Source organism: Ruminococcus sp. AF20-12LB (assembly GCF_003478985.1).
GTDB lineage: Bacteria > Bacillota > Clostridia > Lachnospirales > Lachnospiraceae > Blautia_A.
On record NZ_QUGH01000001.1, the window covers coordinates 544,930 to 570,551 of the forward strand.

General features: G+C 44.3%; 21 protein-coding genes. 17 read left to right on the forward strand and 4 right to left on the reverse strand.

Annotated features, from left to right (window positions below; all coding sequences use genetic code 11):
- Window positions 1-65: 65 nt before the first annotated feature.
- The 10 genes from pduA to DWX61_RS02495 all read left to right on the forward strand — a co-directional run bounded on the left by pduA (window position 66) and on the right by DWX61_RS02495 (window position 7,898).
- Window positions 66-341 carry a propanediol utilization microcompartment protein PduA gene (pduA, locus tag DWX61_RS02450; RefSeq protein ID WP_015525952.1) on the forward strand — a complete coding sequence of 92 codons (276 nt, stop codon included), beginning with the start codon at window positions 66-68 and terminating at the stop codon, window positions 339-341.
- A 43-nt stretch (window positions 342-384) separates the two neighbouring features.
- Entirely contained in the window at window positions 385-726 is a 342-nt protein-coding gene (locus DWX61_RS02455) for a BMC domain-containing protein (RefSeq protein ID WP_118623590.1), read from the forward strand.
- A 72-nt stretch (window positions 727-798) separates the two neighbouring features.
- Window positions 799-1,077 (forward strand): BMC domain-containing protein, encoded by a 279-nt coding sequence (locus tag DWX61_RS02460; protein WP_005427721.1) that lies wholly within the window; start codon window positions 799-801, stop codon window positions 1,075-1,077.
- A gap of 129 nt (window positions 1,078-1,206) precedes the next feature.
- A complete protein-coding gene (gene pduL, locus DWX61_RS02465) occupies window positions 1,207-1,830 on the forward strand; it encodes a phosphate propanoyltransferase (protein ID WP_021651542.1) in 624 nt (207 codons plus the stop codon).
- A 67-nt stretch (window positions 1,831-1,897) separates the two neighbouring features.
- Window positions 1,898-2,164 (forward strand): EutN/CcmL family microcompartment protein, encoded by a 267-nt coding sequence (locus DWX61_RS02470; protein ID WP_015525950.1) that lies wholly within the window; start codon window positions 1,898-1,900, stop codon window positions 2,162-2,164.
- Between the two features lie 4 nt (window positions 2,165-2,168).
- Window positions 2,169-3,497, forward strand: coding sequence for a 4Fe-4S dicluster domain-containing protein (locus DWX61_RS02475; protein WP_021977480.1), 1,329 nt, complete (start codon window positions 2,169-2,171; stop codon window positions 3,495-3,497).
- A 16-nt stretch (window positions 3,498-3,513) separates the two neighbouring features.
- The gene (locus DWX61_RS02480) at window positions 3,514-4,062 is read left to right on the forward strand and encodes a BMC domain-containing protein (protein ID WP_015525948.1); all 549 of its coding nucleotides are present in this window, start codon (window positions 3,514-3,516) and stop codon (window positions 4,060-4,062) included.
- A 72-nt stretch (window positions 4,063-4,134) separates the two neighbouring features.
- Window positions 4,135-4,899 carry a DeoR/GlpR family DNA-binding transcription regulator gene (locus DWX61_RS02485; protein ID WP_118513161.1) on the forward strand — a complete coding sequence of 255 codons (765 nt, stop codon included), beginning with the start codon at window positions 4,135-4,137 and terminating at the stop codon, window positions 4,897-4,899.
- Window positions 4,900-5,035: 136 nt separating this feature from the next.
- Entirely contained in the window at window positions 5,036-6,187 is a 1,152-nt protein-coding gene (locus DWX61_RS02490) for a 1-propanol dehydrogenase PduQ (RefSeq protein WP_118623592.1), read from the forward strand.
- A 487-nt stretch (window positions 6,188-6,674) separates the two neighbouring features.
- Complete coding sequence (locus DWX61_RS02495) at window positions 6,675-7,898, forward strand: cob(I)yrinic acid a,c-diamide adenosyltransferase (protein WP_118623594.1); 1,224 nt, start codon at window positions 6,675-6,677, stop codon at window positions 7,896-7,898.
- A 111-nt stretch (window positions 7,899-8,009) separates the two neighbouring features.
- Here DWX61_RS02495 and DWX61_RS02500 read toward each other — a convergent pair whose 3' ends face one another.
- Complete coding sequence (locus DWX61_RS02500; RefSeq protein ID WP_118623596.1) at window positions 8,010-8,336, reverse strand: hypothetical protein; 327 nt, start codon at window positions 8,334-8,336, stop codon at window positions 8,010-8,012.
- Window positions 8,337-8,771: 435 nt separating this feature from the next.
- Between DWX61_RS02500 and recQ the strand changes: the two genes are divergently transcribed.
- Window positions 8,772-10,601 carry a DNA helicase RecQ gene (gene recQ, locus DWX61_RS02510; protein WP_118623600.1) on the forward strand — a complete coding sequence of 610 codons (1,830 nt, stop codon included), beginning with the start codon at window positions 8,772-8,774 and terminating at the stop codon, window positions 10,599-10,601.
- Window positions 10,602-11,213: 612 nt separating this feature from the next.
- Here recQ and DWX61_RS02515 read toward each other — a convergent pair.
- Window positions 11,214-12,062 (reverse strand): AraC family transcriptional regulator, encoded by an 849-nt coding sequence (locus tag DWX61_RS02515; protein ID WP_118513156.1) that lies wholly within the window; start codon window positions 12,060-12,062, stop codon window positions 11,214-11,216.
- A gap of 358 nt (window positions 12,063-12,420) precedes the next feature.
- Between DWX61_RS02515 and DWX61_RS02520 the strand changes: the two genes are divergently transcribed.
- The 4 genes from DWX61_RS02520 (at window position 12,421) to DWX61_RS02535 (ending at window position 19,875) form a co-directional block, all read left to right on the forward strand.
- Window positions 12,421-14,217 (forward strand): L-fucose isomerase, encoded by a 1,797-nt coding sequence (locus DWX61_RS02520; protein WP_015525941.1) that lies wholly within the window; start codon window positions 12,421-12,423, stop codon window positions 14,215-14,217.
- Between the two features lie 188 nt (window positions 14,218-14,405).
- Complete coding sequence (locus DWX61_RS02525; RefSeq protein ID WP_182433928.1) at window positions 14,406-15,449, forward strand: aldo/keto reductase; 1,044 nt, start codon at window positions 14,406-14,408, stop codon at window positions 15,447-15,449.
- Window positions 15,446-16,588 (forward strand): exonuclease SbcCD subunit D, encoded by a 1,143-nt coding sequence (locus DWX61_RS02530; protein WP_118513154.1) that lies wholly within the window; start codon window positions 15,446-15,448, stop codon window positions 16,586-16,588. Before DWX61_RS02525 ends, DWX61_RS02530 begins: the two co-directional genes overlap by 4 nt.
- Window positions 16,589-16,590: 2 nt before the next feature.
- Window positions 16,591-19,875 (forward strand): SbcC/MukB-like Walker B domain-containing protein, encoded by a 3,285-nt coding sequence (locus DWX61_RS02535; RefSeq protein ID WP_118513153.1) that lies wholly within the window; start codon window positions 16,591-16,593, stop codon window positions 19,873-19,875.
- On the opposite strand, the gene DWX61_RS02540 is transcribed toward DWX61_RS02535, so the two are convergent.
- Window positions 19,869-21,440, reverse strand: coding sequence for a response regulator transcription factor (locus DWX61_RS02540; protein ID WP_182433929.1), 1,572 nt, complete (start codon window positions 21,438-21,440; stop codon window positions 19,869-19,871). The genes DWX61_RS02535 and DWX61_RS02540 overlap by 7 nt on opposite strands.
- Complete coding sequence (locus DWX61_RS02545; RefSeq protein WP_118623604.1) at window positions 21,437-23,182, reverse strand: sensor histidine kinase; 1,746 nt, start codon at window positions 23,180-23,182, stop codon at window positions 21,437-21,439. The genes DWX61_RS02540 and DWX61_RS02545 overlap by 4 nt, the downstream gene beginning before the upstream one ends.
- A gap of 156 nt (window positions 23,183-23,338) precedes the next feature.
- Between DWX61_RS02545 and DWX61_RS02550 the strand changes: the two genes are divergently transcribed.
- Window positions 23,339-24,628 (forward strand): ABC transporter substrate-binding protein, encoded by a 1,290-nt coding sequence (locus tag DWX61_RS02550; protein ID WP_021651522.1) that lies wholly within the window; start codon window positions 23,339-23,341, stop codon window positions 24,626-24,628.
- Window positions 24,629-24,688: 60 nt separating this feature from the next.
- Window positions 24,689-25,576 (forward strand): carbohydrate ABC transporter permease, encoded by an 888-nt coding sequence (locus DWX61_RS02555; protein WP_118513151.1) that lies wholly within the window; start codon window positions 24,689-24,691, stop codon window positions 25,574-25,576.
- Window positions 25,577-25,622 lie beyond the last annotated feature (46 nt).

The window sequence follows — 25,622 nt, forward strand, 5'->3', positions numbered from 1 at the left end:
TTTACAAAAGTGTCGGAATCATATATGATAAAAAAGTAACGAATAGGATTCAGGAGGATAGAATCATGGCACAGGAAGCATTAGGAATGGTTGAGACAAGAGGCCTCACAGCTGCAATCGAAGCAGCAGATGCAATGACAAAAGCAGCAGAGGTTGCTCTGGTAGGAACAGAGAAGATCGGTTCCGGTCTTGTAACTGTTATGGTTCGTGGAGACGTAGGCGCTGTAAAAGCAGCAGTAGAGAGCGGAAGCGCAGCAGCATCCAGACTTGGAGAGCTTGTAGCTACACACGTGATCCCGAGACCTCATACAGACGTAGAGAAAATCCTTCCAAAGCTCTGATTCAGGCTTTGAGAGGAATAGAAATTAGTTAAGGAGTTCGCTCATGGGAAAATCATATGGATTTATAGAAATCACTGGTGTAGTTGCGGCAATCAATGCCCTGGACATCATGTGCAAAACGGCAGACGTTGAGCTGGCGTCATGGGAGCGTAAGCTGGGCGGACGACTGGTGACCCTGATCGTACAAGGCGATGTATCAGCAGTTACAGCAGCTGTCAATGCAGCAGTAGAACAGGCTATCAAGAAGCCTGCCAGCTATGCGGTAATTGCCAATCCCCACGAGGAAATCGTCAAACTGGTTGAGCTGAGTGCAAGCCGATGGAAAAAGAAACAGCAGGAAAATCCGGAAACAGCACTGGAAAGCAAAAACAGCAGCAAAAAATAAGCTGCTGCACCAAAATAGTCAGAAGTAAACAGAACAAATAAAGCATTTATAATCCACAAGGAGGATATGATCATGACACAGGAAGCATTAGGAATGGTTGAGACAAGAGGACTTACAGCAGCTATCGAGGCAGCTGACCAGATGTGTAAAGCAGCTAACGTTGCTCTGGTAGGAACAGAGAAGATCGGTTCCGGTCTTGTAACAGTTATGGTTCGTGGAGATGTAGGAGCAGTTAAATCTGCAGTAGAGAGCGGAAGTGCAGCAGCATCCAGACTTGGAGAGCTTGTAGCTACACACGTAATTCCGAGACCTCATACAGACGTAGAGAAAATCCTTCCGGTTCTTAAATAATCTAACTGATCAGTTCCAAAACGCACCGGCCTGAGGGCCATTAAGGCTTCCGGCCGGTGTGTTTTGAGTTAAGTTCAGTCATGAAACCGAAAGAAAGCAGGTGTACTCTTGGAAACGAATAATATTGAAATGATCACAAAAATGGTGATCGATGCGATCAACAAAAACGAAGACAAGGGCAATGGTTTCGTTGTTCCTATCGGAGTTTCCGCAAGACATATTCACCTGACACAGGAGCATGTGGAGGCACTGTTCGGAGAAGGCTATCAGCTCACAAAGAAAAAGGATCTGATGGGCGGACAGTTTGCATCCAATGAAACAGTTACCATTGTGGGATTGAAGCTCCGTGCGATCGAGAATGTAAGGATCCTCGGACCTGTCCGCAGTAAATCACAGGTTGAGGTTTCCGCAACAGATGCGATCAAGTTGGGAATGAAGGTTCCGGTACGTATGTCCGGTGATCTTGCAGGAAGTGCACCGATCGCCATCGTCGGACCGAAAGGTGCCATTTATCTGAAAGAGGGATGTATTGTGGCTATGCGTCACATTCACATGGCTCCGAAGGATGCCCAGGCTGCGGGTGTACATGATGGTGATGTTGTTTCCGTCAAAGCTGACAATGAGCGCGGAACGATCTTTAATCAGGTTAAGATCCGTGTTGATGACAGCTTTACACTGGAAATGCATATTGATACAGATGAAGCAAATGCAGCAAGAATTGCCACAGGCAATACAGTTACCATAATCAAATAATATTCCTCCTTCGGGGATGCCGTTTCTGGCATCCCCAGTGGAGGATATAGAGAAAACGGAGGCTCATATGATCGTAGGCAAAGTAGTTGGAAGTATTGTTTCCACACGAAAAAGTGAAAAACTGATAGGAAATAAATTCATGATCGTGGAGCCGGTGCATCATATGAAAGCCGAGCACAGCCAGATTGTTGCCATCGATATCATCGGTGCGGGAATCGGCGAGTATGTATTGGTGGCACAAGGAAGCGCAGCAAGAATAGGCTGCGGCGTAGAAACAGCACCGGTAGATGCCGCAATCGTCGGAATCGTAGATGACGGTGCAGGATTGGAGTAACGCCATGGATATCAAAGAATTACAGAAAATTATGCAGGAGAATGGTGTTGTCGGAGCAGGTGGTGCAGGTTTCCCTACATACATGAAACTGACAGACAAAGCGGATACCATTCTTATGAACTGTGCAGAGTGCGAACCATTACTGAAACTTCACAGACAGTTGTTGGAAAAGCACGCATATGAGATCATGAAAACATTCGATATGGTTGCGGAGACGGTAGGAGCTTCCCAGGCCATCATCGGAATCAAAAAATCTTATGTACAGACAATCAATGCCTTAAATCAGCATATCGAAGAATTCCCAAGGGTTAAGATCCATCTTCTGGATGAGGTTTATCCGATGGGTGATGAGGTTGTTCTTATTTATGAGGCAACCGGACGCGTGGTACGGCCAGGAGGACTGCCTATTGAGCAGGGAGTAGCCGTATTCAATGTAGAGACACTTTACAATGTATATCGCGCGGTAGAAGAACACAAACCGGTCACAAGCAAATATGTTTCCGTTGTTGCAGAGGTTGAGAACCCTGTTACAGTGAAAGTTCCGTTAGGATGTACACTGGAAGAGGTTGTTGCCCAGGCAGGCGGAACAACTGTGAAAGATCCAGTATATTTCGTAGGCGGCCCGATGATGGGACGTATCGGAAATGGTTCTGATCCGGTTACCAAAACAACGAACGCAATCCTGGTTCTTCCAAAGGACCATGTTATTGTCATGAAGAAGCAGCGGACTTCTTCCATAGATTTAAAGAGAGCAGCATCCATCTGCTGCCACTGCCACACATGTACAGATCTTTGCCCGAGACATAATCTGGGACATCCGATCGATCCGGCAATGTTCATGATGGCAGCATCAAACCAGGATTTCAGAAATGTAAATCCTTATATCAATTCTGCATTCTGCAGCTCCTGTGGTGTCTGCGAGATGTATGCGTGTCCGCAGAGCCTGGCTCCGAGAACACTGCTTGCAGATATGAAAGGCGGACTTCGTAAAGCCGGAATCAGACCACCTCAGGGTGTTCAGCCGAAACCGGTACAGGAGTCAAGAGAATACCGCAAGGTTCCTGAGGAGCGCCTGATGGCACGTCTGGGACTTACCAGATATGACAAGGATGCACCGCTTCAGGAAGAGCTTGTAAATGTATCCAAGGTAAAAGTTCTCTTAAGCCAGCATATTGGTGCACCGGCACAGGCAATCGTAAATGTAGGCGATATGGTAACAGAAGGTCAGATGATCGCACAGCCTGCACAGGGATTAAGTGTCGGAATCCATGCAACGATCAGCGGAAAAGTTACAGAAGTAACAGACCGCCATGTTGTAATTGCAAGAAATTAGAAAGGACGTGCACAAAATGAGTAGAGCAATCGGAATGATTGAGTTTAAAACCACACCAGCTGGTATCACTGCAGCAGATGCCATGGTTAAGACATCTGAAGTAGAGATCGTGGAGGCGCAGACAGTATGTCCGGGAAAATATATTGCAATTATCACCGGAGATTTAAGCGCAGTGAAAGCTGCTGTAGACACAGCTGTAACAACATACGAGGACAAATGTATTGACAGTTTTGTACTGGGCAATCCACATGAGTCCATCTTCCCGGCAATCTACGGAACCACACAGGTTGAGGAGATCAGTGCCCTGGGAATTCTTGAGACCTATGATGCAGCATCTATCATCGAGGCAGCAGATCAGGCAGCTAAGACAGCTATCGTTGATCTGATCGAGCTTCGTATCGCCAAGGGTATGTGCGGTAAATCCTACATGCTTCTTACCGGTGAGGTTTCTGCAGTAGAGGCTTCCATTGAAAGAGCAAAAGAGCTGGTAGCTGAAAAAGGAATGTATATGGATTCCTCAGTGATCGCTCATCCGGACAAGAGAATGATCGATACGATCCTTTAATATTGTCTTTATATCTGAGGGATATCCTTTTGAAGGATATCCCTGCAATGACATCTGAAAAGGAGGCATCTTATGCTAGCGTTAGAGAGAAGAAATCTGATTCTCGAGAAATTACAGGAAGAGAAAAGGGTTGTTGTAAGTGAACTAAGCCAGCTTTACAATGTCTCAGAAGAAACTATCCGTCGTGATCTGGACAAGCTGGAAAAAGAGGGACTTGCCACAAAGAGTTATGGCGGTGCGGTGATCAATGAAGATGTCGGTATTGATTTACCATTTAATATTCGTAAAAACCAGAATGTACAGGGAAAGCAGAAAATGGCGGAGATTGCTGCTTCCATGGTGAATGATGGAGATCACATTTTTCTGGATGCCAGCACAACGGCAGTTTTTGTGGCCAAGGCGCTGAAAGAAAAGGAACGTCTTACCGTTGTTACCAATTCTATGGAGATCCTTCTGGAGCTCTCGGATGTATCCGGCTGGAATATTATTTCCACCGGCGGAGTGATGAAGGAGGGATATCTTGCATTTCTTGGTGCCAGAACCGAGGAAGTGATCCGCTCTTATTATGTGGACAAGGTTATTTTTTCCTGTAAGGCACTAAACGAGGATATGGGGATCATGGAATCCAAAGAAGCCTTTGGAACAACAAAAAAAGCCATGATCAATTCCGGAAAAATGCGTATTCTGGTGGTAGACAGCACGAAATTTGATCAGACTGCTTTTTCCGTGGCAGGACAGCTGCGGGATATCGAGACGATCATCACAGAAAAAAAACCGTCTGAAAAGTGGCTGAAGCATTTCAGCGAGCATAAGATCGAATGCATCTACCCGAAATAGACGGAACATATATTGTGAAACGATTATGTTCATGAGCATGCAGTGTATGCGGAATGCGGAGATCCGCTTTACTTTATCCGAACACAGGCAGACAAAAGAGAACTGTGTTTCGGTTTGACGAGAGGGAGCAGTTTCTATGAATACATTTGAAATGAAAACAGCCATCCATTTTGGAGCTGATGCCCTGGGAAGACTGAGAGATATTCCATACAAAAGAGTCCTTGTTATCACAGATCCGTTTGTTGTAAAAAGCGGAATGATCGACATGATCACAAAACCGCTTCAGGCAGGTGGAAAAGAATTTGATATTTTCTGTGATGTTGTTCCGGATGCACCGGTTGGAAAAATTGCCGAAGGAGTCAAAAAATTCCTTCAGTATCAGCCGGAAGCAATCGTTGCAGTAGGTGGTGGTTCTGCCATCGACTCCTCCAAGGCAATCCGTGAGTTTGCCCTGAAGATCAACAATTACGGAAAGGTTGGACTGGTTGCCATTCCTACAACAAGTGGTACTGGTTCCGAGGTTACCTCTTTTGCAGTTGTAAATGATACAGAAGCACATGTGAAATATCCGTTGATCTCAGACAGCCTGACGGCCGATGAGGCGATCCTGGATGCTGAACTTGTACGCAGTGTTCCACCCGCGATCACAGCAGATACAGGTATGGATGTTCTGACTCATGCAATTGAGTCTTATGTCAGCATCAATCACAATGAATTTACTTCTGCACTTGCAGAGAAATCCATTGAGATCTGTGGTGTATATCTTTACCGTGCATATGTTGATGGTAGTGATATGCATGCAAGACAGAAAATGCATGTAGCATCCTGTCTGGCAGGACTTTCCTTTAATGCCGCAGGACTTGGTATCACACACAGTATGGCTCATCAGCTGGGAGCTATTTTCCATATTCCTCACGGAAGAGCTAATGCGATGCTGTTGCCGCATATTGTTGAATATAATGCAAATATCAACAAACGCAGCAGAAGCCAGAAGGAATATCTTCCGGCAGTAAAGAGATATTCCAATATTGCACATCTTCTTGGACTGAGTAATTATAACGAAGTTATGAGCGTAAGATCTCTTGTAAACTGGATCCAGTTTATGCAGAAAGAGATGAATATCCCACTTACCATCGAAGAGATGAAGACAATCACACCGGATGCTTATTTTGCGGCGGTTGATAAGATGGCGGATATGGCACTTGCGGATGCCTGCACAGCGGCAAATCCGCGTGTACCTAAGAAAGAGGATATTATTAAGATTTATACTAAACTTTGGTCTTTTTGATAAAAGATGAAAACCGCAAAGGGGCCGCAAAGCCGCGGCCCCTCTGCACACCCCTCGGGCTTTTTTTAGAGTGCTTGACTATGACGGGCGGAAGGGTATTGACTTGTGCCTGTATGCTGCGGTTGTTCCGGGTTGAACGTTGTGCCGATGGGGCGCCGTGGGCGCCTTGAATGTGTGACGTTTTGACGGAGACTGGCGCGTTTGTGAACGCCGCGCTTGGTTTGCCGGGATGGTTGTGGTGTGTTACGTTTGCGTGGAATACGTGGACGCGTTTGTGGACACTGCGCCTGGTTTGCTGGGATGGTTGTGGTGTGTGTTACGTTTGCGTGGAATACGTGGACGCGTTTGTGGACACTGCGCCTGGTTTGCCGGGATGATTGTGGTGTGTGTTTACGTATGTGTGGTATGCGTAGCATTTTGAGGATTGTAAAATTGGTCTGATATGGGTGGGATTATTTATCAGGAGTTGCTGGGAGGTTGAGCTGGGATGGAGGTTTATACCGGGTATGGTGATAAGGGGATGACGGATCTTTCCCATACGAAGAATGTTTCAAAGTCGGATGATCGGATTTGTCTGATGGGGTCAGTTGAGGAGCTGATGAGTCATATTGGGCTTGTGCGGGTTCTGGTTGATGATGTGGATGTTGTCCGGATGCTGGAGAAGATCTCGGAGACTTTGAAGAAGATTATAGATGGGGTTTCTGATCCTTATAATCGGGAGTTTAAGGTCAGTGAAGACCGGACGGAGCTTCTGGAGGAGGAGATTGGCCGGATGAAAGAGATTTTTTCCGGAGAGAGGCTTCCGATTCTTCCGGGGGATTCCCGGGTTGCGGCTGAGGTTGATGTGACAAGAGCTGTGGCCAGAAGAGCTGAGAGAGAGCTTGCGCTGGTCAGTGTGAAGTTTGGATCGGATACCGGAGCCAAGAAATATATGAACCGACTGTCAGATTATTTTTATGTACTGGCAAGGTATGTGGATGCAGCGAAGATCAAAGAGAAGAATGAAGCTTCTGAAGGTGTTCAGGGAGCTGCGAAATCAGAAACTACCGGGACTGAAGCGAATGTTGTGACAGAAGCTGCAGGAACTGTTGGGAATAGTGCAGATGTTGTAGCGGGTACATCGGCGGTGGATGTAGGAGCACAGGAGCCACAGATGGTGCAGAAAAGTGCTGTACAGGCTTTTAATGCGCAGAATGGGACTGTGACAACAACAGCGGGAGGAAATACGGCAATGGCACAGAATGACAGTATGGCAGCAAACACGGCGATGATCCAGGAAGTGCTGAAGCGTATGGGTATCCAGGGGCGTATCACACTGGATTCTGCCAAGCGACTCATTGAGAGGATCGAGCAGGAAGCTTTGAGAAGAAACAAGCCTTCTGTAATTGCGGTATGCAGTCCGGATGGAAATCCGGTTGCGGTTCATGTGATGGATGGATCTTTTCTTGTAAGTTTTGATATGGCCGTAAAAAAGGCCTATACATCTGTGGCAGTGAAGATGTCCACCATGGAGCTTTCCAGACTGACACAGCCGGGCCAGACATTTTATGGTCTTGGAAAAATGAGTGACAACATTGTGATATTCGGAGGCGGCGTGCCCCTGAAGGTTGGAGACACCATCATCGGCGGTCTCGGTATCAGCGGCGGCACCGGCGAAGAGGATAACAGCCTCGCGGAGTATGGACTGCAGGTGCTGAATGAGGTACTGTAGGATACAGGATAAAAACAAAACGTATAGACAGCTCAGAGAGCATAAATAAAAAGGGACGTGTCACAGTAATGATTTTTGAATCAATACTGCTGCACGTCCCTTTTAAACGGATTATTTCCAGTTAAGCTTCAGGCATTTAACGGAGATATCCCTTTTTTCTGGTGCCTGGACCATGTTCTGGATGAAATGGGTTTTTGTCATGGTTTTTCCGGGCTTTAGGTTCAGTGTCAGATTTTTGACGGTAGGTTTGGCGGCCGGTGTGGTTACGGTAATAGTGATCTTACGATTGACACCGTTTAAGTTTGCGGTAACTGTGGCTGCCCCTTTTTTCTTTGGGACAAGATAGTTTTCGGAAATGGCGAGTACAGAAGGCTTGCTGGATTTTGCATTTTTGATGTTGATCGGGAAATTAATGTCTGAAAACTCATCTTCGATCACACCGTCGGTATCACGGATGGTGGAAGTGGTTCCTTAGGTCACGACCCGGACTCTGGCGTGGGCATCCTGGGGAAGCAGGAGCACAATAACGGAAAAAAGTATCAGGAAAAAAATTGCTTCGATGGTTTTTATTTTTCTTTTACACATAACAAACCCCCTTTTTTTATGAGCATTCCGGCTGTTACTGAACAGAGAACCGGGTACTCCGTGAATTTATGGTCCTCTGCTGTGGGACAGTATAAACAGATTCTTTCTCTTATAGCATTATAACAGGAAAAACAGGGAGAGCGTGCTTTGTGATTTTTTTGTATCAATTGGCAATTTATCTGTAAATATGTTAAAATAATATATTCGGAAAACAGCAGCGATTCGACAATGAAAAAGAGAAGCGTTACAGTTCCGGTGGGAACGTAACAGAAAGGATCATGTCGATTTATGACGAAACAGGAACTTTTAAAGACCCACTTCGGGTATGATACTTTCAGAGAAGGGCAGGAAGCAGTGATCGATGCGCTTCTTGAAGGAAAAGATGTTCTGGCAGTGATGCCAACCGGCGCAGGAAAATCGATCTGCTATCAGGTACCGGCACTGATGATGAAGGGGATCACGCTGGTGATATCACCATTGATATCCCTTATGAAGGATCAGGTGAGAAGCCTGAACCAGGCCGGTATCTCAGCAGCATACCTCAACAGCTCTCTGACGCAGGGGCAGTATTTCACAGCCTTACGCTATGCAAAGGCAGGACGATATCCGATCATCTATGTAGCACCGGAGAGGCTTACCACAGAGGCGTTTCTGGATTTTGCGCTGAGTGCGGATATTTCCATGATCGCAGTGGATGAGTCACATTGTGTATCACAGTGGGGACAGGATTTTCGGCCAAGCTATCTGAAGATTGCAGAGTTTGTGGCACAGCTTCCAAAAAGACCGGTAATCAGTGCATTTACAGCTACAGCCACGAAGGAGGTCAGGGAGGATATTGCAAGACTTCTGGGACTTCAGGATCCCTTTTGCACAACCACAGGATTTGACCGGGAAAACCTTTATTTTGCAGTGAAAACACCGAAAGACAAATATAAGGAAGTACACGATTACATACTGGAGCATCCGGACGACAGTGGAATCATCTACTGTCTCACCAGAAAACTGGTGGAGGAGGTCTGCGGAAAGCTGATCCGTGACGGCATTATGGCCACCAGATATCATGCAGGACTTTCTGATGAGGAACGCCGGAACAATCAGGATGATTTTATTTATGACCGCTGTCGTGTGATGGTAGCCACCAATGCATTTGGAATGGGGATTGACAAGTCTGATGTGCGCTATGTCATTCATTATAATATGCCGAAGAACATGGAAGGCTATTATCAGGAAGCAGGTCGTGCGGGCCGTGACGGCGATCCTGCGGAATGTATCCTGCTTTACAGCGGGAAGGATGTGGTTACCAATCAGTATCTTATCGAGAGAGGACAGGATAACCAGGAAATGGATGCGGCAGCCTGGCGCCTTGTCCGGGAACGTGATCAGGAGAGACTGAAGAAGATGACCTTTTACTGCTTTACCCATGATTGTCTGCGTGAGTACATCCTGAAATATTTTGGGGAATACGGAAAAAGCTACTGCGGAAACTGCCTGAACTGCCAGACCGAGTTTGAAGAGCAGGATGTGAGCCGGGAGGCCAGGGCAATGATCCGGTGCGTGGAAAGCAGTGGTCAGAGATACGGGGTGAATGTGATCCTGGATACTCTGCGTGGTGCATCTACGGCGAAGATCCGGCAGTATGAGATGGATGGAAATCCGGAATATGGAGTCTGTGCAAAGATCCCGGCACACCGGCTGCGGCAGATCTTTAATTATCTGGTACTGAAGGAATATCTGCATCTGACGGATGACGGATATATTATTGTGAAGCTGACCGCCGCTTCCAGGTCATTTCTGGAGGAGGGGCATATCCTCACAATGAAAATGCCAAAAGAGCAGGAGCCGAAGAAAAAAGAGAAACGGAGCAGACTTCCGAAATCTGCAGTCGGTGAGCTGGGAGAACAGGATGAGCCCCTTTTTCAGAAGCTCCGTGCTCTTCGCCTGGAGATCGCCAGAGAGGAAAAAATTCCCCCTTATATGGTCTTTTCCGACAAAACCCTTATCCATATGTGTATTCTGAAGCCTGGAAACGAGGAGGAAATGCTGAATGTGACAGGAGTTGGCAGACACAAGTACGAAAAATACGGAAAAAGGTTTATATACGCGGTGAAAAATCTGTAGGAAAGAGACTTTTGCCGTCGAAAAATGAAGAGCGAAATGTTCTGAAATTTCTTGCATTTTAAATAGGCATTTGTTAGAATAAGACAAGCAGGAAACATCCGGCGGCTATAGTGCGGCCGGATCGTTTTTAACTGTATCATATTTCTGCTGCACGTTCCGGTGCAGCGTACAGGCATTTCGCAAGCAGAGTTCTATGCAGCAGTGGAATCCCTTCGAGTAGATGGACCGACTGTGTGAGATATCCGTCGGTCAGAAGCAAGCAGTGAGGTGGGTGATCGTATCCGCTTTCAATTAAGACATAATCAGGTGCTGGTCACTGAGTGAACAGAGATCAGACTTCTTCACGATCTGCGTCGGCTTTTTCATGCAGAAAATCTGCCCTGCCGGCTTTTTTTCTTATACAGAAGAGTAGCATGTATTCATAAAGACATGAACATAGCCCGTCTGCAAAACGGGAATCCGTTCCGGCATGACTGTTCTCCGCCAGGCCGAAAAAACTGTATTTACATACAACAGCCCATCCTCAAAAAGCAGGATATCCGCAATATGTGCGAGATCCTGCTTTTTGTCATGTAATGCTCAGGTATGTACCATTAGGACGTGAAAAATATTTCAGCGTCTTTTATATTTTCCGGGGGTGATTCCCTTGTACTTTTTGAAGGTACGGATAAAGTAGCTCAGATCATTAAAGCCATTCCGGTAGGCGATCTCCGTGATGGAATCATCGGTGGTAGCCAGCTGGCAGCAGGCCTGTTCGATCCTCTGGCGGTTGAGGTAATCCATTGGTGTCTGATGAGTCATCTCGGAAAAGAACCGGCAGAAATATTTGGGAGACATGGAAACCGAAGCGGAAAGCTCCTGCAGGGTAATGGGGCTGGCATAGTTCTTTTCAATAAATTCTACGACCTGCTTCAGCTGGACAATGCGCTTGTAATCTCGTCTGGTTTTCCGCAGGCTTTCCAGGTAGTAATGATTACCAAAAACCAATCCGAAAAAGTGGTAAAATTGTCCAAATACAACCAGTTCATATCCTGGCTTCCTCTGCCAGAAAGAATCAAAAAGAGAGTTCACTGCTCTCCGGATATCAGGCTGCTTTTCAGTGAAATGGTGATAGATCAGCAGCTCCTGGTGGCTGATCTTCTGCATATATTCTGTGCAGACGGAATTAAATTTCAGAAACATGTTCATATCAAAAACAATGCACTGATAGATACAATCCTGAGGAATTCCGGAATGCAGAACTCCACTATTGACAAAAATTACATCTCCGGCTTTGGCTGTAAAACTTTTTTCGTCTAAAGTGACGGTGAGAGTGCCCTGTAATACACGCATGATTTCACATTCCACATGCCAGTGGTAGGACATGACATAGCGTGGATGGCTGCTGTCAATGTGGTGGAATTCAAAAGGAAATTCATAGGTACCTCGAAGTCTGTCCTCATTTCTTCCAAGATCGTGCAAAATACAACCCTTCTTTCTTAAATTTTATAGATTTTTTAGGAACTCATACGAAAAAGTGAATATTGTACTGTTTTTTGCTATTATAACACAAGTAATTTAAAAGATGCAATCGTATAATAAAAGCATAGTTCGGACAGGGGGTGTCGGGTTACTGTTCATTGGTAATATTCTGCGAGGTGTTTTTTGTGAGCGAAGGCCACAGAAAACCTGAGACATACCGTGCGGATTTATGCGATCAGCATAGATTCGGTGCATCGCGAAGCGTGTTGCTGAGAACGGAGTGAACAGTAATGTTGTCAGAACCTGAAAAACCTGTAAGTTATAATAGTGAATATAAATTTAGGAGGTAATTGTTACTATGGCAAAGAGCAGATTAGTAGGCAGCTATCCGGTTATCGGTATCAGACCAACCATCGACGGACGTAGAGGAGCCCTCGATGTAAGAGGATCTCTGGAAGACCAGACTATGAACATGGCCAAATCCGCAGCAAAGCTTTTCGAGGAGAACCTGAAATATTCAAATGGTGAGCCTGTAAAAGTTGTCATTGCTGATACCACCATCGGACGTGTTGGTGAGAGCGCTGCATGTGCGGATAAATTCCGTAAAGAGGGTGTAGATATCACTCTTACAGTTACACCATGCTGGTGCTACGGAGCTGAGACAATGGATATGGATCCACAGACTATCAAGGCCGTATGGGGATTCAACGGAACAGAGAGACCTGGTGCTGTATATCTGGCATCCGTTCTTGCTACACATGCACAGAAGGGTCTTCCGGCATTCGGTATCTACGGACATGACGTTCAGGAAGCTGACGACACATCCATTCCGGAAGATGTTAAAGAGAAACTGTTAAGATTCGGCCGCGCAGCAGTTGCAGCTGCATCCATGAGAGGTAAATCCTACCTGCAGATCGGTTCTGTAACAATGGGTATCGGCGGATCCATCATCGATTCTGATTTCATCGAGTCCTATCTCGGAATGAGAGTTGAGTCTGTTGATGAGGTAGAGATCATCCGTCGTATGACAGAGGGTATCTACGATCACGAAGAGTTTGAGAAAGCTCTCAAATGGGCAAAAGAGACCTGCAAGATCGGCTGGGACAAGAACCCGGAAGAGCTTCAGTTCTCACCAGAGAAGAAAGAGGAGCAGTTCGAGTTTGTTGTTAAGATGGCAGTTATCATCAAAGAGCTGATGAACGGCTGTGATAATCTTGCTCCGGAATTCTCCGAGGAAGCAATCGGACACAATGCTCTTGCAGCTGGATTCCAGGGCCAGAGACAGTGGACAGACTTCTATCCGAACGGTGACTTCGCAGAGGCTATGCTGAACACATCCTTCGACTGGAATGGCGCTCGTGAGCCGTACATTCTTGCTACAGAGAACGATGTTCTTAACGGACTTGGAATGCTGTTCATGAAACTCCTTACAGGACGTGCTCAGATCTTCGCTGATGTTCGTACATACTGGAGCCCGGAGGCAGTTAAGAAAGCTACAGGATATGACCTTGAGGGTGTTGCCAAAGAAGCTGGCGGATTCCTTCATCTGATCAACTCCGGTGCTGCTTGCCTGGATGCTAACGGACAGGCTAAAGAGGCTGACGGAACACCAGTTATGAAACAGTGGTGGGATGTTACAGAGGCAGACCAGAAAGCAATCATGGACAACACAGAGTGGTGTATGGCCGACAACGGATACTTCCGTGGAGGCGGATACTCCAGCCGTTATGAGACTCGTGCTCAGATGCCTGCAACTATGATCCGTCTGAACCTTGTAAAAGGTCTTGGACCGGTTCTTCAGATCGCAGAGGGATGGACAGTAGCCCTTCCGGAAGAGGTATCTGACAAGCTCTGGAAACGTACAGACTACACATGGCCATGTACATGGTTCGCTCCAAGATGTGATGGCAAAGAGGGACCGTTCAAAACAGCTTATGATGTAATGAACAACTGGGGTGCTAACCACGGTGCGATCTCTTACGGACACATCGGTGCAGACCTGATCACAATGTGCTCTATGCTGAGAATCCCGGTATCCATGCACAACGTTCCTGAGAAGGATATCTATCGTCCGGCAGCTTGGAACGCATTCGGTATGGAAAAAGAGGGTGCAGACTTCCGCGCTTGCAAGAATTATGGACCACTTTACAAATAATAAATGATCATACTGTTGAAAAAACAGGATATTTCCCCCGGCAGTTATCTGCCGGGGGATTTTTTTCTATATAATCATAAAGAAACAGACTATTCCAGGCTTTAGAAAAAAGTTATAATAGAAGATAAAGGTGTGACAGACCAGGGAATGTTTTACAGACTATATTTAGGGGTATGGAGGTACAGGAAATGAAATATGTGGATCTGAATAATACGGAGCTGAATGTCAGCAGGATATGTCTGGGTACAGCTGGTTTCGGAGAAAAGTTAAATGAGGAAGAATGTTTTCGGATCCTGGATGCGTTTGTTCAGGCCGGAGGAAATTTTATTGATACGGCAAATGTGTATTGTAAATGGGTGGAAGGTCTTGGGAACTGCAGCGAACAGATCATTGGAAAATGGCTGAGACAGAGGAAGACAGATGGAAAAGTGATCGTAGCTACGAAGGGCGCGCATTATTCTTTTGAAGATCCGTCAAAGAGCAGAGTAAATCGGGAGGCGATCCGCGCAGATCTGGAAGAAAGCTGCAGGACTCTTGGAAAAGATGTCATAGATTTTTACTGGCTTCACAGAGATGATCCGGAGAAACCGGTGGAAGAGATCCTGGATATTCTGGAAGAACTGAAAAAAGAAGGAAAGCTCCGCTATTATGGATTTTCCAATTATGGTACAGAGCGTCTCAAAGAAATAGAAAAATGTCTCAGGGAAAGGAAATTGCCGGGAATCACGGCAGTATCCAATCAGTGGAGTCTTGCAGGAATCAATCCGGGCGGCAACACCAATCCGGATCCGACTCTCGTAGAGTTTTCGGAAGAAGAGTATCAGTGGCACTGTAAGACAAAAACAGCATCTGTGCCGTTTTCTTCCACTGCCATGGGATTTTTTTCCAAGCTTGAAAAGGCAGGAATTCCAGTTGCAGCAGAAAAAGAAGTGGATGAGATCTGGATGCAGACAATGGAAAAACAATTAACAGGAATTTCCCAAGAGCAGAAAAGAGCATATTGGAATCTTACAAATCTTCGCACATATGAAAAACTCCGGAAGCTGCAGAAAGAGACAGAATCCAGCCTGCAGGTTTTATCCCTGGCATATTTTTTCCATCAGCCATTTCAGACGATTCCTGTAACCGGTGTGCGTGACCTGAGTCAGTTAAAAGATGCCCTCACTGCCTGTGAGATTGAAATGGAACCGGAGTTATTTGGAGGGTGGATAAAACAAGGAGAAAATATATGAAACTGATTCATTTATCCGATCTTCACCTTGGAAAACGCGTAAATGAGTTTTCCATGGTGGAAGATCAGAAATATATTTTGTGGGAGATCCTGGGAATCATAGATGAGGAAAAACCGGACGGGATCCTTCTTGCGGGAGATCTTTATGACCGTCCGATTCCCTCTGCGGAAGCGGTACAGCTTTTTGACAGCTTTCTCACAAGTCTGGCTGAAAAAAAGATTCCGGTCTATGCCATCAGTGGAAACCATGACAGCGCGGAAAGAATCGCTTTTGGGGCAAATATTATGAGCAGCAGTGGAATCTGTATGTCACCGGTTTATAACGGAAAAACAGCAAAGTACTGTTTAACGGACAGATACGGAGAAGTGTGGATCCATCTTCTGCCCTTTATTCGGCCGTCAGTGGTGCGACATGGGCTGGAAGGAGAAGAAGATTCAGAGAATATCCGTACGTATCAGGAGGCAGTGCAGGCAGCGGTAGCACATATGGAGATCGACCCGGAGAAAAGGAATGTTCTTTTGGCCCATCAGTTTGTGGTGGGAGCCATGCGCTGCGACTCGGAGGAGATATCTGTGGGAGGGATCGATCAGATTGAGGCGGGAGTTTTTGAAGATTTTGATTACGTGGCATTGGGACATATCCACAGTCCGCAGAATGTGGGAAGCCGGAAGATCCGGTATTGTGGGACACCTTTAAAATATTCTTTTTCGGAAGCAGGGCAGCAGAAATCCGTAACCGTCGTGCAGCTGGAAGAAAAGGGAACCCTCACTGTAAGGGAAATTCCTCTGAAACCGCTGAGAGATATGCGAAAATTAAAAGGGTCGTATATGGAACTGACGGCACTGTCCAATTATCAGGATACAAATACAGAAGATTATCTGCAGATCACTTTGACAGATGAGGAAGATATTGTGGATGGCATGCAAAAACTTCGCACCATCTATCCCAATCTTATGCGTTTGGAATATGATAACCGCCGAACAAGAGAAAACCAACAGATTGATGGAACAGAACCAGCAGAGAGAAAGTCGGAACTGGAATATTTTGAAGAATTTTTTGAACTGCAGAATAATCAGCCCATGAATGAGGAACAGCGAAAATTTTCGGAAGAACTGATCCGTAAGCTTTTGGAGGTGTAAAAATGAGACCGGAAAAACTGATCATCAGTGCCTTTGGGCCCTATGCAGATAAAACAGAAATTGATTTTTCAAAACTTGGAGAAGGTGGTCTTTATCTGATCACCGGGGACACCGGAGCAGGAAAAACCACGATCTTTGATGCCATCACATATGCTTTATACGGAAGAGCCAGCGGAGAAGTAAGAGATCCGGCCATGTTTCGGAGTAAATATGCAGAGCCTTCCACAGAGACCTTTGTGGAACTGATTTTTTCTTATCAGGGAAAAACCTATCAGATTCTCAGAAAACCGGAATATATGGCACCGAAAAAGAGGGGAAAAGGCCTGACTCTGCGAAAAGCGGAGGCGCAGCTGATCTATCCGGATGAACGTCAGCCGGTGACAAAAGCGAAAGAAGTAACTCTCGCAGTAGAACAGCTTTTGGGATTAAGCTATGAGCAGTTTACACAGATCGCTATGATCGCTCAGGGGGATTTCCAGAAATTACTCCTGGCAGGAACGGCGCAGAGAGGCGAAATCTTCCGGCAGATTTTTCACACAGGGCTTTATCAGCAGATCCAGATGAAACTTAAGGATGCGTCAATAGCACAATATAAGGAATATGATGAAATGCGCCGCAGCATTGCCCAGTATCTGGACGGTGTGAAAACGGAGACAGCTTCCAGTCAGGAAGCTGAAGAATTTAAGGACCTGAAAAAGGCAAAGTTTGAAGGTGCATTGGAACGGAGCCTGGAACTTCTGAAACAGTTTCTGGAATCCGGGAAAATACAGGAGAAAGAACTGCAGGAAGAAGAGGACGTGCTTGAGCGGAAGATGCGAAAAGCAGAAGAGATACAAAATCTTGCAGCACAGAAGCGAAATCTGGAACTGAAAAAGAAGAAGGCAGAGAAACAGCTGGAAGAATTATTCCCACAACTGCAGCTGGCTGCGGAGGAACTGGAAAAATATAAAGATGCAGATCACAGATGTGAAAAACTGGGGATTCAGATCCGTGAAAAAGAAGAAAAACTGAAAAAATATCAGGAACTGGAGAAAACAGAGAAGGAACTGAAAATAACAAAAGGAAAACTGGAAGAGAGCAGAGGGAAAAAAGAGGAGAATATTCTTAAGGAGCAGCTTTTACAGAAAAAAGCGGAGGAAGAAAAGAGATATCTTGAAACTCTGGCAGATGCAGGAGAACAATTACAGAAATATAAATTTGAGTACGATAAACTGGACAGTAAAAAACAAAGCTATGACAGCTGCCTGTTGACAGAAAAAAAGATCAAAAAAGAACAGGAACAGGTGGAAGGATGGCTGGAAGAGATCAGCTGTAAGGAAACGAAGCAGAAGGAAGAGCTGGAGCAGCGAAAAAAAGAGAAGGCACAGTTGGACAGCGCGGAACTGGAACTTCAGAAAGCACAGACGAAAAGGGATACATGGAATCGGAAACAGAAAGAATTAGAGGAGCTGCTTGCTCTGGTCAAGGTTTTTCAAGGGGCTTATAATGCCACGAAAGAGCAGCAGGAAAAATATAAGATTTCCATTGAAAAAGTACAAAAGCAGAGAGAAGTTTACCAGAAATTGTTTCAGAGTTTTCTGGACGCGCAGGCAGGGCTCCTGGCGCAGGAACTGAAAGAGGGCTGCCCGTGCCCGGTATGTGGTTCTTTCGAGCATCCGCGTCCGGGAATACTTCCCAAAGGACAGGTTGTGGATCAGGAAATCCTGGACAGAGAGAAACAAAAGCTGGACAGACTGGAGAATGACGCAAATACGCAGAGTGTGGAAGCAGGAAAACGAAAAGAACGCCAGAAAACATTATGGCATCAGATCCAGAGAGAGGCACAAGAGCTTTTACATGAGACGGAATGGAAAAAGCTGATCCCTTTGCTGAAAGAAAAACAGGACCAATGTGAAAAGCAGCTGGCAGACAGCGAGGAAGAGATTCGCATAGCAATAGAACGTAAAAAAAAGAAGAACGAAACAGAAACGTGGATCGAAAAGCTGGAAACAGAGATCGTTCAGTTACAGGAAGAGAAAAATCAATGTGACAGAAAACAGGCCGGTCTTCAGACAAGAGACGTGGAAAACAAAAAGCAGCAGCAGATAACAGCAGAAGAGATCCGAAAACTGATTCAGAAAAGTCTGGTGGCAGGAAAAGGAGAAGTGACGGACAACACAGCTGCAGGATTTGAAAGACAGATACAGGATATGCTCAGCTGCCTGTCAGAAAAAGTTCAGGGAAAGGAAAAAGAAGCAAAACAGAAACAGGATCTGGAGAAGCTGATTATAGAAAGAGAAAAGACTCTGAAAGAACTGGGAAGAGTTATCAATGAAGCTGCACAGGACATCGTACGTCTGGAAACAGAGAGGAAGAACAAAGCACAGAAAGTGGATGAGCTGAACGAAGAGCTCGGAGAAGGTGGAAAAGAATCTCTGGAACAGGAAATAAAAACACAGAGGAAGCAGTATGAAGAGCTGAAAGAAAGCAGCAGAAGAGCTCAACAGAAATTGCAGGAGATCCGGGCGGAAAAGGAAAGAATAACAGCGGTTGTAAAAAACTTTGAGGAGCAGAAAAAAGAAATCGGAGAAGTAGATGAGGATGCGCTCAGAGAGCAGTACAGCCGTTTTAGGGAAGAGAAAACACAGCTTTCGGAAAAACGAAAAGCACTTTTTTCTGTTCAGAAGGGAAATGAGGAAATATATCATAAAGTGCAGGTACGTCAGACGGAAATGACTGCGGCGGAAAAAGAATATGTCTGGATGAAAAATCTTTCGGATACCGCAAACGGAAAACTGAACAGAAAGGCAAAGATCGAGCTGGAAACTTATATCCAGATGGCATATTTTGACCGGATCTTAAGAAGGGCTAATCTCCGTCTTCTGACCATGAGCAGCGGGCAGTATGAACTGAAGCGGCAGGAACAAAGTGAAAACAGGAAAGAGAAAGCCGGATTGGACCTGAATGTAATCGATCACTACAACGGCACGGAACGAAGTGTGAAAACGCTGTCTGGCGGGGAATCCTTCCAGGCATCTCTGTCCCTTGCACTGGGCCTGTCTGATGAGATCCAGGCCTGCGCAGGGGGAATCCGGCTGGATTCCATGTTTGTAGATGAAGGATTCGGATCCTTGGATGAGGAATCCCTGGAACAGGCCCTGAAAGCCCTGACAAGTCTGGCCGACGGAAAACGTCTGGTAGGAATTATCTCACATGTGTCAGAATTGAAAGAGCGGATCGAAAATAAGATCATCGTTACCAAAAAATGCGGTGGGGATAGTGTGGGAAGTAGTATAAAAATTCAGTGAAAACGGCAGGAAATCTTCCGGTAATCATTGGGAGTCATACCGGTCTGCTGCTTGAAAATACGGCTGAAGTAACGAAAATTGGGATATCCTACCATGTGGGATATCTCATTTACGTGATAGGAAGAAGTTTTCAGCAATTCTTTCGCTTTCTGAATACGCAGATCGGTAAGAAGATCCGTGAAATTTTTGCCGGTTGTTTGTTTGATCAATCTGCTGATATAAGGAGTACTTCGGTTAAATTCATCGGCGATACTGTATAGGCTCAGAGGTTTTTCATAATTTGCACGGATATATTCGATCAGCTGACTGGTCAGGTAGTTGTTTTTATTAATTTTATCAGTATTCAGAAGACCTGCAATCTGAAACATCCAGTCCCGAAATATTTCAGTCTTTTTTTCCGGAAGTAAGGAGGTTGAAAAAAGCTCTTTCTGTGTTTTTGTGATCTGACGTACCGAATCTGACAGTTCCGTGGAAGTTGACTGAAAAAAAGAAAGAAAAAGAGTCATAAAACTATACATGAAACTGTTGAACTCATCAGGAGTTTGCCGGGTGAAAAACTGGGAGATCTCATCAAAATGCTTTTGAATCATTGTTTTGTCACCGGAAGACAGGGAATTGAGAAGAACCTGAAAATAGTTGGATTTTTCATACATGACAGCAACGGGGTTGGTTTCCAGATCACGGTAGAGCATGACAAAATGACTGGAATTTTTCAGGGTGTTAAAAATTTCTACAGTCTGGCTTCGAAGCAGGGGAATTTCAGACAGATTCTCAGAGTGACTGCTGATGGCTGCGGACATGATAACGTGATTCTTTTTCAGTTCCCCGTGTATGAAATTAGTTATTTTTGTAAGTTGTTTTTCATCAATGTCCGGACATAAGGAATACAAAGCGTTTCCATAAGAAAAAATAAGAGCTCCCGGAATCTGTTCCTGAAGATAATGTTCGGCGATATGCGTAAAGTAATATTCTTTTTCCAGATCTTTTGAAATTGTTGTAGAACATTTGCAGTATAAAAGGTAATAGCTTTTAATATGATCCAGGCGGAGCATGGTGACTTCTTCATGAAAAGAAGAAGAAAGGGAAGTGGTGTTCCTGAAAAGCAATCGTTCAAAAAAATCTTTTTGAAGATTTCTGATATTTTCTTTTAGATAGGATTCATATTTTTTGCGCATGATCGCCTGATTTTTCCGTTCTGTGATAGTATGTATAGCTTTCAATACGGATTCTTTCAGGACGTTTTCGTCTACTGGTTTTAGGATATAATCGAAAACATGGTTTTTAATCGCTGTCTGTGCATACTTGAAATCAGAAAAACCGGTAATCAGTATTACGATCTTATCTGGAAAATTATTATGCACGAAAGAAGAAATATACAGGCCGTCTTTTCCAGGCATACGGATATCCGTAAGAATGATATCTGGTTGCCGGGAGGATATGATCTCCAGTGCTTTTGCTGCATTGTCAGAAGTAAAAATATTCTCTTTTTCTGTAAAAATCTGTGAAATATACATTTTAAGTTTTTCCAGGATGATCTTTTCATCATCAACGATCAGAATTTTCATTTTGTCAGGTCCTCCCTTTGATGTATTTGTGGAATACGGATCGTAACACATACAGAAGTACGGTCTTCCATATTTTCAAGAAGCAGTCCATAGGAATTTCCGAATTGGGACCGTAGCCGCATCTGAATATTTATAAGGCCAATGCTTTTCTGGTCAGAAAAAGAAGTTTGTGACACAGAGTGAATCTTTTCAATTACCTGGTGAGAAAACAGGGGGCCGGTGTTATAGACTTTGATCAGCACATCGTCTTTAAAAGTAAATAACTGAATAGAAAGAAAACCATTTTCCACAGATTCACTGATACCATGTATGATAGCGTTTTCAACGACCGGCTGTATGATCAGTTTTGGGATATACAGATCTTCCATGGAATCGTTGCATTCGATCAGAAAAAGAAGCCGATCCTGGAAACGCATTTTCTGAATATCCAAATATTCTCTTACGTAATTTAGATCTTCTGAAATAGGAAGAAGATCAGGGCCTTTGATGCTCATTCGCATGATATCAGCCAGTTTTGGAACGATATCTGTAATCTGCGCTGTTTTTTCAAGAGATGCCAGGCTTGAGATACAGTCCAGGGTATTGTAAAGAAAATGTGGGTTGATCTGTGCCTGAAGCGTTTTCAGCTCTGCGTTTTTCAGAAGAATCTGCTGTTCTGTGATTTTCTTTCCGGATTCCTGAAGGCGCAGGAGCATATGGTTGTATTCCTTTGTCAGCTCAGAAAATTCGTTGCTGGAAACTGTGTGGATCAGTGCGGTTTCATCGGCAACAGAAGTTTGTTTTAATTTGGTGATAAAAACCTGAAATTCCTGGGATATGGTTCTTGAAATCTGAATAACGGCGAAAACCAGTATCAAGAGAAAAAATATGGAAATAACCAGTAGCTGACGCCATACACGATTGATCGAATGAAATGCGCCGGTTGTGTTGAGAAGCCCTCCGATTTGCAGGAAATCGTTTACAGAATAGCGGATGGCATAAAAATTATTGTTCCCCCTGTGGGAGTGATAATTCATATTCATGCTGGCTGTGACGGATGGGGCGTAGGGGGAAGTTGTATATACCAGGTCACTATTTTGAAAAAGGGAATAATAACTATATTCGGAATCCTGATGTTCCGTGATCATATCCACCATAAACCGGATATTGATCTCAGTCAGTAAAATACCGATCTTTTTTTCCGGCTTCTGGATATCAAAAATATTTTTGGCAGCAGTGATGGTATAAGGTTCCTTTGGAGAATAGTAATAACAGAGGGTTCCCTTTGGTTGTTTTAGATACTCACTGAGCTGCTCCAGTTTTTGTTCCTGTTGTTCCAGGGTGGAATTATAAATAGTCTGATTGGAAATAATCCCATTATCGGTCAGAACAATATAAACCCGTTGAATTTTAGACTGAGCACCTAAAAGATATGTGGAGAAAAGGGTGTTACACTGGGACTGAACTTCTTCCGGACTGAGCTTTTTGTCTGAATAGGAATGGATCAGAGACTGAATTTCTGTTCCGTAAAGCAGCAGATCAATGTTGGAGTTCAGTGAGGAAAAATAACTGGCTGTATTTTTGGCGATAGACAGAGTATTCTTTTCATGTTCCAGAAGAATATTGTTACGGGATTCTTTTACATAAATCATATAAAAAGAAGATAACAAAATGATATAACTGAGGATCACAACTGGAAGAACGATGACAAGAATTCGAAATTTTATAGAGTGTTCTTTAAATTTTGCAGTAATAGAAAACAATTCTTACCCCTCCTTTTGGCATTATTATATAATGATGAGCAAAAAAAACCAATACATATTATGAAAAGTGACACATAATGTCAAGAAGTGTGCACTGTTTTGATATTAAAAATTATAATATAATGAGTTCATCAAAAAAGAACGGAGGGTTTACAAATGAAGAGAAGAAAGGTGACAGCGTGCGCAATGGCAGCGCTCATGGCAATGGGGCTTGTTGGAACAGTGATGCCGGTTTACGCAAAAAGTAATCTGAAAAATGCAGACGATGTAGTTGAGATCAAGATGGCAGTGTGGACTTCCGGAGCTGCGGATATTTACAATAAGGCAGCGGAAGGGTTTAATCAGACTCATGATAATATAAAATTATCTGTGGAGATGCAGTCCGGAGATTATAACCAGTATCTTGGAGCAAAGACAGCGGCAAAAGATCTGCCGGATCTTTTTGAAGTAAGTTCTTATTCCCAGGTATATGATTTTGCACAGAACGGGCTGCTGGCAGACGTAAGCGATCATGAGTTTGTGGACAAACTTTATGACAATGCAAAAGAAGCAGTTACTTATGATGGCAAAGTGTGGGGATTTCCACAGATGTATGAATGGTGGGGTGTACTTTATAATAAAGATCTTTTTAAAAAAGCAGGAATTGAAAAAGTGCCGGAAACTTTTGATGAGATGAAAGCAGTCTGTGAAAAACTTCAGGCTGCGAATATTACACCATTTACCGCTATTTATAAAGATAACTGGACAGTAAGTCAGGAATTCTGCTCCTTATTCGGAGGAGTACTTGGTGGAAAAGATAAGATCGACAGCTGGCTGGATTCCATGAATAAGGGAGAAGGAAGCTTTAAGGTGGATGGCGTAGACAGAGTCTTTGATTTTATGGATCTTATGAAAGAAAATTCCGGACAGAATTATATGGATTCGGATGCGGCCACAGGATTTTATGCATTTGCAAACCAGGAAGCAGCAATGATCTTTCTTTCAGATGCGGCAACGATTTCTGTAGGAAGTGTAACACAGGATCTTCCCATCGGATTTTTTGCAGTTCCAGTAAGTGACAACGCAGATGATGCAGAAGTTGTGGCATGTGCAACAGATGCGATCGTGGCCAACGCAAACGGGGAACACTTGGATGAAGCCCTGGAGGTGCTTGATTATATCGGAGATGGTGGGGACTGGCTGAAAACAGTGACCAACAGCTACGGCGGCTTTATGGCTTGCATGGACATTGAAGCAGATGATGAAATTGCAAGTAAGGATTATTATAAAGATCTGAAAGCGTATATGGATGCAGGAAAGGTTAGAAGTACTTTGTGGAATCAGCTTCCAAGCGGAGCAAGCGATGTTCTGGGCGATGATGTCCAGGGGTATTTTGCAGGAATAACCGATGAAGATCAGACACTGGATGCGCTTGATGAAGGATTTAAAAAGCTTGCAGAAGAATAAACACACAGGAAAACAGGCGGACTTTTAAAAGTCCGCCTGCTATATACGGGGGTAGGAAACATGTCGGACATTTTATACAGAAAACAGAAAAAATATTATTTCCTTCTTGTGCTGCCGGCACTGTGTATTTATACCTTTGCGCTGGCAGGACCGTTAATTTTTGGAACGATCCCGAATTCATTTTTCAGTTGGAATCTGATCAAAGGAACGCATAACTGGATCGGAATAAAAAACTTTGTCGATTTGGTTCATGATAGAGATTTTATACAATCCATGTTTTTGACGTTTAAACTTGCAGTGGTTACGATTGTTCTGACCAATGTACTGGCTTTTTTTATAGCTCTGGCGTTGAATACACATATTTTCGGTAAGCCAGTGATCCGGGCGTTCTTTTTTATTCCGAATATTATCAGTGGAGTTATGATCGCCTTGGCGTGGACATTTATTTTTCAGAAAGTAACACCAATAATTGGAGAACTCTTACATTCGGAAGCAGTAAAAAGTTTCAGCTGGTTCGGGAGTTCGACAGCAGCATTTGCGGCGGTATCAGTAGTTACCGTGTGGCAGGGTCTGGGATTTTTGATGATCCTTTACATCACAGGTTTGCAGTCGATTCCTCTTGATGTGATGGAAGCGGCATGCATTGACGGATGTGTGGGCCTGAATCGTATTATAAAAATCCAGCTTCCGCTTCTGATGCCAACGATTACGATCAATCTGTTTGTATCTATTGCAAATGCATTTAAAGCATTTGATATTAACTACGCTTTAACAGGCGGCGGACCTTCAAAAACAACACAGACGATTGCCATGAATATTTATGATGATGCATTTGGAACTTTTAATATGGGGTATGGCTGTGCGAAATCGGTGATCCTGTTTTTGATCATAGCAGCAATTTCCTTGATTCAGCTTAATATTACTAGAAAAAGAGAGGTGCAGTCATAATGACATGGAAAAAGAAAATTGCAGGTACCGCAGCAATGTTTATATT

Excerpts from the sequence above, each read along its gene's own strand:
- pduL (WP_021651542.1), top strand. The coding sequence starts at position 1,207 with ATGATCACAAAAATGGTGATCGATGCGATCAACAAAAACGAAGACAAG.
- DWX61_RS02525 (WP_182433928.1), top strand. The coding sequence starts at position 14,406 with ATGAAATATGTGGATCTGAATAATACGGAGCTGAATGTCAGCAGGATA.
- DWX61_RS02495 (WP_118623594.1), top strand. The coding sequence starts at position 6,675 with ATGGAGGTTTATACCGGGTATGGTGATAAGGGGATGACGGATCTTTCC.
- DWX61_RS02490 (WP_118623592.1), top strand. The coding sequence starts at position 5,036 with ATGAATACATTTGAAATGAAAACAGCCATCCATTTTGGAGCTGATGCC.
- DWX61_RS02535 (WP_118513153.1), top strand. The coding sequence starts at position 16,591 with ATGAGACCGGAAAAACTGATCATCAGTGCCTTTGGGCCCTATGCAGAT.
- DWX61_RS02485 (WP_118513161.1), top strand. The coding sequence starts at position 4,135 with ATGCTAGCGTTAGAGAGAAGAAATCTGATTCTCGAGAAATTACAGGAA.
- pduA (WP_015525952.1), top strand. The coding sequence starts at position 66 with ATGGCACAGGAAGCATTAGGAATGGTTGAGACAAGAGGCCTCACAGCT.
- DWX61_RS02540 (WP_182433929.1), bottom strand. The coding sequence starts at position 21,440 with ATGAAAATTCTGATCGTTGATGATGAAAAGATCATCCTGGAAAAACTT.
- DWX61_RS02455 (WP_118623590.1), top strand. The coding sequence starts at position 385 with ATGGGAAAATCATATGGATTTATAGAAATCACTGGTGTAGTTGCGGCA.
- DWX61_RS02520 (WP_015525941.1), top strand. The coding sequence starts at position 12,421 with ATGGCAAAGAGCAGATTAGTAGGCAGCTATCCGGTTATCGGTATCAGA.
- DWX61_RS02470 (WP_015525950.1), top strand. The coding sequence starts at position 1,898 with ATGATCGTAGGCAAAGTAGTTGGAAGTATTGTTTCCACACGAAAAAGT.
- DWX61_RS02480 (WP_015525948.1), top strand. The coding sequence starts at position 3,514 with ATGAGTAGAGCAATCGGAATGATTGAGTTTAAAACCACACCAGCTGGT.
- DWX61_RS02475 (WP_021977480.1), top strand. The coding sequence starts at position 2,169 with ATGGATATCAAAGAATTACAGAAAATTATGCAGGAGAATGGTGTTGTC.
- DWX61_RS02460 (WP_005427721.1), top strand. The coding sequence starts at position 799 with ATGACACAGGAAGCATTAGGAATGGTTGAGACAAGAGGACTTACAGCA.
- DWX61_RS02550 (WP_021651522.1), top strand. The coding sequence starts at position 23,339 with ATGAAGAGAAGAAAGGTGACAGCGTGCGCAATGGCAGCGCTCATGGCA.
- DWX61_RS02555 (WP_118513151.1), top strand. The coding sequence starts at position 24,689 with ATGTCGGACATTTTATACAGAAAACAGAAAAAATATTATTTCCTTCTT.
- DWX61_RS02530 (WP_118513154.1), top strand. The coding sequence starts at position 15,446 with ATGAAACTGATTCATTTATCCGATCTTCACCTTGGAAAACGCGTAAAT.
- recQ (WP_118623600.1), top strand. The coding sequence starts at position 8,772 with ATGACGAAACAGGAACTTTTAAAGACCCACTTCGGGTATGATACTTTC.